The organism is Spirosoma foliorum, from assembly GCF_014117325.1.
Classification (GTDB): Bacteria; Bacteroidota; Bacteroidia; order Cytophagales; family Spirosomataceae; genus Spirosoma; species Spirosoma foliorum.
Genome location: NZ_CP059732.1, coordinates 2,455,533 through 2,468,558 on the forward strand (window position 1 = coordinate 2,455,533; position 13,026 = coordinate 2,468,558).

Genomic DNA, 13,026 nt, shown 5'->3' on the forward strand with positions numbered 1-13,026 from the left:
AAAGCCGGGATATGCACCCGGCTTTTGCTGTTTATTATAACTAATACCTGCTGATAATTAATTCATTACTTCCCTGCGGGTAGTGCCACGGTTTCGGGCTGGAACTTATACCAATATTCAATCAGATCGGCAACAAGGCCTGTCCAGCCGGTTTGGTGACTGGCGCCTAAGCCCATACCATTGTCGCCGTTGAAGTATTCGTAGAATAGGTAAAGTCCCTGAAAGTGTGGGTCGTCCTGTTGTTTTTTATCATGCCCGAAAGCGGCTATTCGACCGTTTTCGTCACGACGGAAAATATTGATAAGCCGTTCGGTGACATGCATAGCGGCTTCTTTAAGACTCATCACTTGCCCAGAATTGGTTGGGTATTCCACTTCGAAATCATCACCGTAATACTGGTAAAACTTCAGGAGTGAGTCAACCAACGGGAAGTTGAGCGGGAACCAGATGGGGCCACGCCAGTTGGAGTTGCCACCAAACATGCTCATTTCCGACTCTGCGGCAACGTAACGAACCTGGAAAACCTCGCTGTTTAACTCAAATTGATAAGGCGTCTTTTCGTGGAATTTCGACAGCGCCCGAATGCCATAATCAGACAGGAATTCGGTTTCGTCGAACATCCGTTTCAAAATCATCTTCATCCGGTGCCCACGTAGCAAGCTTAACAAGTGCGTTTCGCCTTTACCCGGCTCGTGCCAGCGCGAAACGAGCGAAGCCAGATCGGGACGGTTTGTAAGTACCCACTCAACCCGACGTTTGAAATCAGGTAGTTTCGATAACAATTCTTCGTCCAGAATTTCGACGGCAAATAGCGGAATCAATCCCACCATCGACCGGATTTTCAGCAGTCGGGCGTTGTTATCGGGCATGTGCAACACATCGTAGTAGAACTGGTCTACCTCGTCCCAAAGGCTGATATTTTGACGGCCGAGGTTATTCATGGCCGAAGCGATATGCAGAAAATGCTCGAAAAACTTACTAGCCATATCCTGATAGCTAGGCCGGGTGAGCGAAATCTCGCAGGCAATTCGAAGCATATTGAGCGTATACATCGCCATCCAGCCAGTGCCATCAGCCTGCTCAATACGTCCACCCATGGGCAGCGGCTGACTGCGGTCGAATACCCCAATGTTATCCAAACCAAGAAAGCCGCCACCAAAAATGTTGTTGCCCGAGACGTCTTTGCGGTTCACCCACCACGTAAAGTTCAGCAACAGTTTATGGAATACGCGCTCCAGGAAGTTTACATCACCCACACCGTTTAAGTCGCGGTCAATTTCGTAAACTTTCCAGGTTGCCCAGGCATGTACAGGTGGATTCACATCCCCAAAATTCCATTCGTAAGCCGGAATTTGCCCGTTGGGGTGCATATAGTATTCCCGCAGAATAACGGCCAGTTGGCGCTTCGCAAAGTGGGGGTCTAAGCGAGCCAGCGTCAAGGTGTGGAATGCCAAATCCCAGGCCGCAAACCAGGGGTATTCCCACTTGTCGGGCATGGAAAGAATATTGGCTGTGTACATATGCCGCCAGGATTCGTTCCGGGCATAAACACGTCCCTGAAATGGCACCGGCATTTTAGGATCGCCCTTGAGCCATTCGTTTACATTGTAGTAATAGAATTGCTTGTTCCAAAGCATACCGGCATACGCCTGCCGCTGAATGGCCTGAAGTTCAGGATCTTTGACGTTTTTTTGCAGATTGGCAAAGAAATCATTGGCTTCTGTCAGACGCTTTTTCCAGATGGTATCGAAATCGTCAAAAGGCTGAGCCATATGAGTTTGATCGCTGAAACGCAGTCGGATACTTACACTTTCGCCGGCAGGAACCTTCCTTGTATATTGAGCTGACGCCTTAGTTCCGATTTGATTAGGATTGACGAATCCTTTTTTGCCTCCCGAAACAATGTAATTATTGATTCCATCTTTTGGGTATTTCGCCACATTAGGGCGCCCGTATAGCCGCTCGGTATTGGTATCGTTATCGCAGAATAGCAGTTGGTCAGCATCCTCGCAATAGAGTTTATACTTTCCTAACTGCTTATGGTTTACTTCAATCTGATTGTTGGCAATGCCGTGAAGCATAGGCCGGGTATTGTATTGCTCGTAACCCCATGACCAGGTATTCCGGAACCAAATCGTTGGCAACATTGTGAGCGGAGCCTCTTTGTCGGAACGATTGTGGGCCGTAATGGTTACCAGCCAGTCATTCTGATCGGCTTTGGCGTACTCGATGAAAATATCGAAGTACTCATCTTTATCGAATATCCCGGTGTCGGTCAACTCAAACTCGGGAGCCTGCCGATCCCGACGCATTGTTTCAATCACTAACCGGTTGTAGGGAAAATCCTGCTGAGGATACTTGTAGAGCATCTTCATGTAGGAGTGAGTCGGCGTACTGTCTAAATAATAGTACAACTCTTTTACATCCTCGCCATGATTACCTTCTGGGCCTGAAAGTCCAAAAAGGCGCTCTTTCAGGATGTTGTCTTTGTGGTTCCAGAACGCCAGTGCGAAACAGATATGGCCTTTGTTGTCAGAAATACCACCAATTCCTTCTTCGCCCCAGCGGTAGGCGCGTGAGCGGGCCATATCGTGCGAAACGAAATTCCAGGCATCGCCATACGGACTATAATCTTCACGAACAGTGCCCCAGGCACGTTCAGAAAGATAAGGCCCCCATTTTTTCCAGCCTTTGTTATCGGCTCGTTCGTAAATGCGTTCGCGTTCAGCTATCGGCATGGTAGTATATATAAGTTGACCCTTACGGCGGGTTGAGATAGATATTTAGGCAAATACAGGCATCAAAGATAGTATGCGTGCCGAGTATATTTGAAAATTTTCGCTTGAAGTAGGCATGTTTTTCACTGCAATTGCGGTGTGAATTGACGAAAAAGCCGTTGAATTAACTAATTGATGCTGAAAATCTAACCCGGCTTTACGCATACTTATTTTTGCGAAATTGTGCTCTTTAGACGTAGCTGCCTTTTAGTATGTCACTGAATAGGCCGAAACTTTGTTTACAGATGCTTTAATGTGGTAACCATTTTTAGTCGACTAGAGCGTTAACTGGCTGTATCACAGCATGACTATTTGGAATTTGTACCGACTTGGTTTCTGTGATTTTAACTTTATAATTAGTCGTGAACGTCTAGCTTTAACGGCTCTATATTGTTTTTTAATTGATTTTTGCCTCATGAATACACAAGTTAATAACCCATTACATGGGAAAACCCTCGAAGCGATTTTAACAGAACTGGTTGCTCACTATGGCTGGGAACGACTTGGTCAGAAAATCAGAATTAATTGCTTTACGAGTAATCCCAGCATCAAGTCAAGTCTGACGTTTTTACGCAAAACAGACTGGGCCAGGAAACAAGTAGAAGAACTTTATTTGCAGATGGTTATGCGTTAAACCTATAGAACGCTGATTTTTATGATCTTCCGGATAGACCTAAAAATCAACCGATCAGTGAGAGTTTAGCTATTCACCAATCAGTTTTACGATATCCTGAAGAATGGCGTCGGTCATGCTGGGGCGTTTGGCGTCCGCATCGGTAACCTGTCCGTTCTTATTGATCAGGATATAACGCGGGATGCTCTGAATGCCAAAATATTGTACGGTTCTGGATTTCCATCCTCCTTTCGATAAGCCTTGCTCGCCCTGTAATTGGAGGGAGTTGAGTGCTTTTTTCCAGACTTCTTCCGTGTCATCGATGGACAGATAGAGAAAGACGACCTGTTCTTTCTGTTTTTTCGATAAGCGATCCTGGAGTTGTTTGGAAAATGGGAACTCGGCACGGCAGGGGCCACACCAGCTAGCCCATACATCGAGGTAAACGACTTTGCCTTTAAACTCATCGAGTGTAACAGGCTCTCCATTCTGGTTGGCAAATGAGAAGGCTTTAGGATCGACAACTTTCTTTTTGTCGGTTGCCGACACAACGGGTTCGTCTTTTCGGGCCATGACCTCCCCACAACGCGTTTTCACAACGGCTACATAACCCGCCGAATTAGGGGTACTGCTCAGGAAACCAAACGTTTCCCGAACCGAAGAAGGGGGCGTTTTATCGCAGTTTTCGACGAGTATCCGTGCCAAAGCATACTGATAAGGTTTGCCTGTTAGGTGTTGTCGGGCAAATGTAGCTTTTTCAGACAAACTGTTTTTAATGTCGTTCTGGTTGTATTTGGCAAAATTTCGAGCCTTCGAGTTAAAGTACGTGACGTAGAAAAACAGGAAGTTCTGATAGGGTTCGGCTGGCAAGGCCGCTTCGTCGTTTACCTTCATTGTCGCCAAGTCGTCAACCATAACCGATGGGAGCGACATCACATTTGCCTGGGCCATTTGGGCATTCCCACGGAGGATCGGATAGGCTAACAACAAGTGCCAGTAATTCCACCGAATACAGGCTTCGATGTACTGCTTGAACCCTTCCGAGAACTCGGCAGCCTGCGGATATGATTTGTAGAAAGCCGACTGGGCTTTACGAGCGTCGAAAAGCTCCATTTCCCAGCTATCCAGGCCAGTTGTTTGCAACTTGGCATATTGACCCGTGGCGTTGAAATCAGCCTTAAACTTTGTGTTGAAATCGGTTAGAAATGCTTTTTCAGCCGCTGCCGTAAATATGGCTTCGGGCTGAGGCCCCTGATAAATAGATTGAGAGAATAGCTGCCCAAAGCTAATAAGGGAGAGTAGGAGGGTAAATTTTAACTTGTTCATAGGTGTTTTATGTAGCGTGGACATCTTGTCCGCGTAGCCGTAGGCTAATTTGTATATTCTTATTTTAAACTACAGCTACGCGGACAAGATGTCCACGCTACGATTCGGGCAAACATCATTCCAATTACTCTTTTACGGCGGCCAGCACACGCTTAATTAACTCATTTGGGCTGCCGTTGTGCCAGCGCCAGACAATGACGATATCGTGTTCTGGGTCAATCCAGATAGTGTTGGAGCCTGCGCCGATGGCAGCATAACTCGAGGATGGTCCATCGGGCCAGGCTTTCTTACCGGTTGAACTTGTGCCTGTATTGAGCCACCATAAATAACCGTAATCCGGGCCAAACGGGCTTGGAGCGGTTGCCTTCTTTACCCAATCCGCCGACACAATTTGCTGATTACCCCAACGGCCCTGTCGTAAAAATAAGTAGCCAAAGCGGGCTTCATCGCGGGTGTTGATTCGCAAGCCACCGCCCCACCGGGTTCCGCCACTTACCGATGGCATTTGTTTGCCATCGATATCGGCCACTGCATTTGGGTAGGTGATATACTGCCAGGTGTCGGAAGCACCGATGGGATTCATGATTTGTTCCCGGACAACATCAGGGATTGGTTTTTTCCACAGACGGAGAAGCGATAGGGCCAGGCGATTGATGCGAACGTCGTTATACTCGTAATAAGTGCCATGCTTTTTCAATTCGCGCGGTTTACGTTCCCCTTTACCAAAGGCTTCTTTCCCTACGAAATCACTGTTTTTGCCCCACATATTCCCTTCCCATTCGCTGGTTTGGGTCAGATGATCTTCCCAGGTAATCGCTTTGTTTTGTTCCGATTCATACCCACCATCGTGGATGAGTTTCGCTACCGGATCATGGATGTCTGGAATCATACCCCGTTCGAGAGTAATGCCCGTAACCGTCGATAATACGCTTTTGGCCACACTATACGTTGGGTCAGGACGCTGAGTGTCGCCCCATTCGGCCACGATATACCCGTGCCGTAGCACAATACCATTGGTAGCAGCCCGGCTGGTGGGCATTGGACCGAGTAACTTACCGAAAATTTCTTCCTGAGTCGAAAAGTTAGGTGTCATCTGGGTCGTCTCCTGGGTTTTGGCGAAAGCAACGGCCTGATCGAGCAAGGCGGCATCCATACCCGCTTTTTCGGGAGCAACGTGTGCCCAGTTGTCACCTTTTGGGGGGAAATAGGCTGTTGATTTTACAGGCTGTTGGTGGCAGGCTAGCAGGGTGGCCAGAGCCAGTGTACAGAGAGTAAGCTTAGGTATAAGACGAAATGGCATACGTTGTTGATGTAGTTTTTAATTCAGATTGTACATGTAAAGAAGTAGCTCGCACCGAAGTTAGTCAAGTTTTTTTTCTGACAGGATTTACAGGATAAAACAGGATTGATAAGTCTAGAAACCAATCCTGTTTTATCCTGTAAATCCTGTCAGAAAAAATATTTTTAACCGAACATTAACCCACCTTTTAATCCTTCTTTAGCCCGTCTGGCGTTGTTTGTATAGTCAGTAAGACGGGCAGATGCGACCTAAGTTTGCACCGAATTTTTGCCGAAATCGGACCTGCCTGCTGATGGTTAAATTAACTAACTGTAATTGAAAAAGAAGGCTTAACGCCTTATCGACAATCATGAAAACGTTCATCCAAATCATCCCAACAAAAGCACTGGTGCTTACCCTTGGGCTGTTGTCGGCAGGATGGCAAACTACCATAGCCCAAACTACAGTACCAGATCAACAAACCGCACCTGCCGACGATAAAGCTATCGTTTCGGCCATTGCGCCCTATCGCGACGATGTGCGCCGGTCGATCTTATTAGCCAGCGTACAACCTGGTATACTCACAGCCCTAGCGCAACAGCGGGCCAATAGCGAACAGGCATTTAATAATGTGATTCAATCGTATGGTCAGACTAAACAGGCCTGGTTTTATGACCTGTCTCGTTACCCAGACGTCCTTCATGCACTGGCCACGTTGCCTGCGGGATCGAACGAACAAACGGTGAATAACCTGACCAAAAATATGCCTGCCGAGTCGCAGACATCAACCTGGAAACTGTATCGTCATCATAATGCCGATCTGGTTCAGGTCGACAACATTAATCAGCAGGCACAGCAGGCGTTCGATAACCTGATTAATCCGCTTGATGTACCCACGCAAAGTGCGTTCCGTCAGTTGATTGAAATGCCTGATGTGATGACTCAACTCACCGATCAGATCGACAAAACGACTCAGTTAGGGCTGGCATACATTGCCAATCCCGATCAGGTTACGAAAGATCTGACCGCGCTGCACGATAGCCTGCAGGTACAAAATCAACAAGAGTTAGCTGATTATCAGAATCAACTGAATAATGACCCTCAGGCTAAACAGGAATTACAGCAGGCCAGCCAAGCTTATGCACAGGCCAATGGGTACAACAGCGGCATAAATCCGAACCCAGCCTGGGTAAATAGCTCGTACTATTATCAGAATCCGTATTCCTATTTCTTTGGCTACCCTTACTGGTATGCATCACCCATGTGGTATCCATCGGCCTGGTGGTATGGAACTGGTTTCTATTACGGATTGGGTGGTAATATGGTGCTGTTTGGTTTGCCTTCGCTGGGCTTCTCCAACTGGTTTTTTGGTACAGGCCGATATGTATACCCACACCTCTATAATCGCTTCAATACGTACTATACCAGCAATATTGGAGCAAACCGTTTCCTGACACCTGGCAATGCGGGATTCATGTCGGCTGCTCGTCGGACATTTGGACCAACCAATGGCATTGGACGCGGTAACTGGCTAACTAACGCCGGTCAATACACCCGGTCATCAGGCACGGTAAACAATGGCGCTCGGGTAGCATCGCCCGGTCGTTACATGGGCACCAACGCCAATACCTATCACTCGCAATCCTGGGGTGGTGGCGGTATGCGATCCTTTGGCGGTGGTGGCTTTAGTGGCGGAGGCTTCCACGGCGGTGGTGGTTTCCACGGTGGCGGTGGCCGTCGATAAATGAATTGATCAGTACAACGATTACCTATCGTCAAAGCCCCGAATCAGTTGATTTGGGGCTTTACTTTTTCTTTCTGTCAGGATTTGCCGGATCAGGGATAAGCTTTCCATGATACGTTGCTGACGAAGTTTTTCTATTTTCGCCCAACGTTTATCACAAACTATGCATATACTCATCGTAGAAGATGAAGCGTCGATTGCCGGATTTCTTCGGAAAGGGTTAGAAGCGAATGGCTTTCATGTTCAGATCGCATCCGACGGAATTATGGGACAACGAATGGCCCTCGATTACCCTTATGACCTGATTATTGCCGATGTTAATCTCCCTCGGCAAAATGGGCAGGATATGGTGGCTGCGCTCCGAAAACAGGAAATGGAAACACCCATTCTGATGCTGAGTGCGCTGGGAACAACGCAGGATATCGTTACCGGTTTAGATGTTGGTGCAGACGACTATTTAGTGAAACCAGTTCAGTTCGATATTCTTATGGCCAGGGTCCGGGCCTTGACTCGACGGCAAACAGGTCATTTAAAATCTGAAACGACGCTCGCTGTAGCTGATCTGGTCCTGAATCTGGACGAACGGACCGCCCGGCGTGGCAATCGCCCGATCAATTTGACGGCGAAAGAATTTCAATTGCTGGAATATCTGATGCGAAATCAGGGGCGGGTTATCTCCAGAGTTACAATTGCCGAACAGGTTTGGGATATGCAATACGCCATGAGTAGTAACTCGATTGAGGTATATGTTGGCCTGCTACGGAAGAAAATAGATCAGGACGGTGCTCCCAAACTTATTCATACGGTTATTGGCGAGGGTTATGTGTTAAGAGCGCCTTAGGTGATAGAGGTATCAAATTCATTGTCTGTGGTGTCGGTTACTTATAACCGACACATTAGGTTTAAGAACCTGACATCACGGAAGAACCTGCCATTACGAATCTCAGCGCTCCAATTTAAAGCCTTCGTCGACCCGTACGCGCGTCGGCCGATTGGCAACATCCCAACCCGTTAGATAAATCCACTTGGCAATCCGCGTCACTTTGGCGGTATTGATCCGGTCAGGTTCGTCTTTGGGCGTATGGTAATCTGGGTGTAGCAAGGTTGTGAAGGCAATAGCCGGAACACCCGCACGGGCGTAGGGGAGGTGATCCGAACGGAAATACCAGCCTTCTGGATGGTCTGGCTTGTCCCAAAGCATATCCAACTTGAAATGCGCTTCCGACTCATTAACGGCCAATGCCGCATTCACCAGATCGGTTGAGTTACGGTGTGGCGACTGCTGGCCCAATATGGCAGCGCTGTCTGGATCATTACGACCAATCATCTCGGCGTTGAGTACTGCTACAATAGATTCTTTAGGCACAGTCGGGTGCTCAACGTAATAGCGAGAGCCTAATAAGCCACGCTCTTCAGCACCATGAAAGACGATGAGTGCTGAGCGCTTGCCCGGTTTCTGAACAAAAGCTCGTCCGATAGCCATCGTAGCCACGCAGCCGCTGGCGTTATCGTCGGCTCCATTCCAGATCGAATCGCCTGCCACAGCCCGCCTAACACCGTCGTGATCCTGGTGCGTGCTAAATAGAACATACTCATCTTTCAGTTTTGGGTCGGTACCCGGCACTTTCGCGACGATGTTGACCGAGGGGTAATTGAAACTCTCGACGTTAACAACGTTGGTAAACTGCTGATTCGGTTGTTTTATCCAATCGAGCGCACTGGCCGGAAGCCAAACCGTTGGGGCCTGCGAAAATACACGGGTGTTGGCTCCTCCCGGCAAATCGTACCGACCACGTTCGAGGCCCGTTGTCCATCGATCGAAATAAAATTGAGCCTGCTCATTGGAGACCCAAACTACTGCCAAAGCGCCCGCCTTGACTAACTCAGCCGCTCGGCGGCTCATCGTGCCAAATAAAAACCGGCGATAGCTTAGTTCGGCAGGGCCTGTTCCTGAAAACTCCAGCGCTACAGCCTTTCCTTTTATATCGACTTTCGCTAATTCTTCGGGCGTGCCTTTACCCACAAATACGAGCGGGGCATCGACCGATGCAATGGCTGGTGCCAGGATAAACGCATCCTGACCGTGAGTGAGCTGGTGACTTCCGATGACCAAACGGCTTGTTTCGGTGATACGGGTACGTTGAATGTGAAAAAACTGGAAGAAGGTTCCGTCATCGCCAGCGGGTTGCAAACCCATTGCCCGTAGTTGATCGGCGATCCAGGCCGAAGCCTTTAGTTCGTCAAGCGAACCACCTTCACGACCCCGGAAATGATCACCCGCCAGCGCAAAAAGATCCCGTTTAATATCGCTCTCTTTAATTGCCGATAAACCATTTGTGGCTTTGGAAGCTGCAATTTTCGTTTGGCTAAAGCTTACAAATGGGAAGAGAAGCGCTGGCAACATAAGAAGAGCAGTCAGCCAACGCCGTATTTCCTGTTTGTTGATGGAATTCATGGTTGTACAGATAAGAAGTTGTTTTGACAAATATACGCAGCGCTCCGTTCGACACTGCGCCTGGAAAATCTTATATTAGGCCAACAAACAACCTCCTATGAAATCTACTCTCCTCTTTTTTACGCTGCTGGTCAGCAATTTTATCATTCACCCCCTTTGGGCACAATCGAAGAAAAAAGCCATTGACCCCGTTGCGCGTTACGATGCCTATGTTCAGCAGGCGGTTCGAGACTGGCATGTACCAGGACTGACCGTCACGGTCGTGAAAGACGGGAAAGTGCTACTGAAGAAGGGCTACGGTATTCGCGAATTAGGCCATTCGGAGTCAGTAGATACGCAAACGCTCTTTGCAATGGCTTCAACAACCAAGGCCATGACGGCCGCTTGTATTGGTATGCTCGTTGATGAAGGTAAACTTCAGTGGGATGATCTGGTGGTTAATTACCTGCCGGATTTTCAATTCTATGACCCTGCCGTTACGCGCGAAATACGAGTACGCGATTTGTTGATTCATAATACGGGGGTGGGCAATGCCGATGTTCTCTGGGCAGCCATGCAAATTCCGTCCGATGAAATCCTGCATCGGATGCGGCTCATCAAACCAACCTACTCACTTCGGTCGAGCTTCATTTATCAGAATATCATGTATTTAGCGGCTGGGAAGGTCATTGAGAAAGTGAGCGGTAAGCCCTGGGATGTTTTCATTCGTACCCGCATTTTTGAACCGCTGGGTATGCGCCGGACAAAGGCACTTTTCCGGGAAGTTGCCCGTGAAACCAATCGGGCAAAACCACATATGGAGGTTCATGATACTGTTCGAGCTGTAAACAGCCCATTGGAAGAGGGATTGGTTGATGCCGTCGGTCCGGCCGGTTCCATCTGGACTTGCCCCGACGATGTAGCTACCTGGATGATTTGTATGCTCGACAGTAGCCGAATTAATGGCAAAGCCTTGTTGAAACCCGCCACCTGGGCTGAGTTATTTAAACCCCAGACGCTGGTCACGGATGCACAGTTTTATCCGACGCAGCAGCTAACCAAGCCCGTTTGGAAAACCTATGGATTAGGCTGGTTTCAGCACGATTACCGAGGGCATCGGGTGAATTTCCATACCGGAAGCCTGACTGGCATGGTCGCCATTCATGGGCAACTGCCCGACCAAAAACTGGCTGTCTATGTGCAGGGTAATCTTGATCATGCCGAGCTGCGTCATGCACTCATGTACCGCGCCTTCGATGAGTTCGGCTTAGGATTATCAAATGACTGGAGCGCTGACTTTCTGAAACTATATGGTGGCTTTAAGCAGCATGCGAAGGCTGCCGAACGGAAAGCCGACAGCACGCGTGTCCTGAATACAAAGCCTTCTTTGCCGTTAACCGCCTATGTAGGGGCATACACAGACCCACTCTATGGAAAAATAGACGTGACCATAAAGGACGGTCGACTCTATGCAAGTATAAATAACCTGTTGACTGGCTATCTGGACCATTGGCATTTCGACACCTTTCGGCTCACGTACGATCAGTTCTGGAATGGGAACGACCTGGTTAGTTTCAATCTTGACCCCAAAGGGAAAGTTGCTAAACTAAGTGGTGCCGGTATGGAGTTGACTAAAACTCCAGAAGTTACAGAGAAAAAGACTGGGGAACGGTAAGCAATTACACAGAACTAAATTGAAGTATATTTGTGTGACCCCAATGGGGTTAAATGTTTGTAGAAAGATTATCGGTGCTATAAACATCTGACCCCATCGGGGTCACACAATAAGAAGATGATTAGGTTGAATTTGAACAGGTTCAAATTTTCTGTAGTCGAGTCATAATTGGAGTTTTTTGTCATCCCGACGCAGGAGGGATCTTCGAGTGAGGGTCATTTCACAGGCTTACCCAAATATCCCTCCTGCGTCGGGATGACAAAAACACTATTAAGTCAAAAGTTTAAACAGGTTCTTTGTGTAATTACTTCAGTTTTACTGTTGTTTTGAATCGCTAATCATTGATTTTCTTTTAGTTATCTTCCTGTTGCGTACAATTTGAAAAAAGTTTTACGTTCGCTGAAACATTTTGCTCTAATTAAATGTATATACATCAAATACCATTACACGTAATAAGAAACACAACAATATGGCAACGCAACCCGCAACCGCAACAACTTGGGTTATTGACCCCCTCCATTCCGAAATTCAGTTCAAAGTAAAACACCTGGTTATTTCAACCGTAACGGGTTCGTTTGGTAAGTTTGAAGGTCAGGTTGAAACAGTAGGTGATGATTTTGCTGATGCAAAAATTTCATTCTCGGCTGATATCGACAGTATTAGCACAGGTCAGGAACAACGCGATGGCCACCTGAAGTCAGCTGAGTTTTTCGATGCTGAAAATTTTCCCAAACTGGCATTCACATCAACCAGCTTCACCAAAACCGGTGATGACACCTATAGCCTAACTGGCGATCTAACCATTCGTGGCATTACGAAGCCAGTGACGCTGAAGGTTGAACATGGCGGCCAGATGCAGGATTTTTATGGCCAGACCAAAGCTGGTTTCGAGATCGTTGGTACAATTAAGCGCACAGAGTTTGGCTTGACCTGGAATGGTGTAACCGAAGCTGGTGGCGTAGTCGTGAGCGACGATGTTAAACTCGTTTTGAACATCCAGTTGACGAAACAAGCTTAAGATATAGCCTGAATTACATAGGCACAAATTGAATCCGCTATGAACTGATCATCTATCAGTTCGTAGCGGATTTTTTTATGGCTTGCGTTCAGAAGCCGCCTTACAGAAAGTAGTCGATGGGTTCAATGAACAAAGTTTTCATTCAAAATGGGTTTCTGAT

General features: G+C 47.6%; 9 protein-coding genes. 5 read left to right on the forward strand and 4 right to left on the reverse strand.

Annotated features, from left to right (window positions below; all coding sequences use genetic code 11):
- Window positions 1-65 precede the first annotated feature (65 nt).
- Window positions 66-2,738 carry an MGH1-like glycoside hydrolase domain-containing protein gene (locus tag H3H32_RS10035; protein WP_182462536.1) on the reverse strand — a complete coding sequence of 891 codons (2,673 nt, stop codon included), beginning with the start codon at window positions 2,736-2,738 and terminating at the stop codon, window positions 66-68.
- Between the two features lie 454 nt (window positions 2,739-3,192).
- Between H3H32_RS10035 and H3H32_RS10040 the strand changes: the two genes are divergently transcribed.
- Window positions 3,193-3,411, forward strand: coding sequence for a VF530 family protein (locus tag H3H32_RS10040; RefSeq protein WP_182462537.1), 219 nt, complete (start codon window positions 3,193-3,195; stop codon window positions 3,409-3,411).
- Window positions 3,412-3,480: 69 nt separating this feature from the next.
- On the opposite strand, the gene H3H32_RS10045 is transcribed toward H3H32_RS10040, so the two are convergent.
- Together H3H32_RS10045 and H3H32_RS10050 are read right to left on the reverse strand one after the other, a co-directional pair.
- Window positions 3,481-4,716: a TlpA family protein disulfide reductase gene (locus H3H32_RS10045; protein ID WP_182462538.1), complete on the reverse strand. Its 1,236-nt coding sequence runs from the start codon at window positions 4,714-4,716 to the stop codon at window positions 3,481-3,483.
- 124 nt (window positions 4,717-4,840) lie between these two features.
- On the reverse strand, window positions 4,841-6,016 hold the full coding sequence (locus tag H3H32_RS10050; protein WP_182462539.1) for a serine hydrolase domain-containing protein: 1,176 nt from the start codon (window positions 6,014-6,016) through the stop codon (window positions 4,841-4,843).
- Between the two features lie 349 nt (window positions 6,017-6,365).
- Here H3H32_RS10050 and H3H32_RS10055 point away from each other — a divergent pair, with 349 nt between their 5' ends.
- Together H3H32_RS10055 and H3H32_RS10060 are read left to right on the forward strand one after the other, a co-directional pair.
- Window positions 6,366-7,739, forward strand: a complete 1,374-nt coding sequence (locus H3H32_RS10055) for a hypothetical protein (protein ID WP_182462540.1) — start codon at window positions 6,366-6,368, stop codon at window positions 7,737-7,739.
- Between the two features lie 163 nt (window positions 7,740-7,902).
- On the forward strand, window positions 7,903-8,580 hold the full coding sequence (locus H3H32_RS10060) for a response regulator transcription factor (protein ID WP_182462541.1): 678 nt from the start codon (window positions 7,903-7,905) through the stop codon (window positions 8,578-8,580).
- Window positions 8,581-8,682: 102 nt separating this feature from the next.
- Here H3H32_RS10060 and H3H32_RS10065 read toward each other — a convergent pair whose 3' ends face one another.
- Complete coding sequence (locus tag H3H32_RS10065) at window positions 8,683-10,194, reverse strand: M28 family peptidase (protein ID WP_182462542.1); 1,512 nt, start codon at window positions 10,192-10,194, stop codon at window positions 8,683-8,685.
- A 97-nt stretch (window positions 10,195-10,291) separates the two neighbouring features.
- Here H3H32_RS10065 and H3H32_RS10070 point away from each other — a divergent pair, with 97 nt between their 5' ends.
- Together H3H32_RS10070 and H3H32_RS10075 are read left to right on the forward strand one after the other, a co-directional pair.
- Window positions 10,292-11,848, forward strand: coding sequence for a serine hydrolase (locus H3H32_RS10070; RefSeq protein ID WP_182462543.1), 1,557 nt, complete (start codon window positions 10,292-10,294; stop codon window positions 11,846-11,848).
- Window positions 11,849-12,317: 469 nt separating this feature from the next.
- Window positions 12,318-12,866 (forward strand): YceI family protein, encoded by a 549-nt coding sequence (locus H3H32_RS10075; protein ID WP_182462544.1) that lies wholly within the window; start codon window positions 12,318-12,320, stop codon window positions 12,864-12,866.
- The last annotated feature ends 160 nt before the right edge of the window (window positions 12,867-13,026 follow it).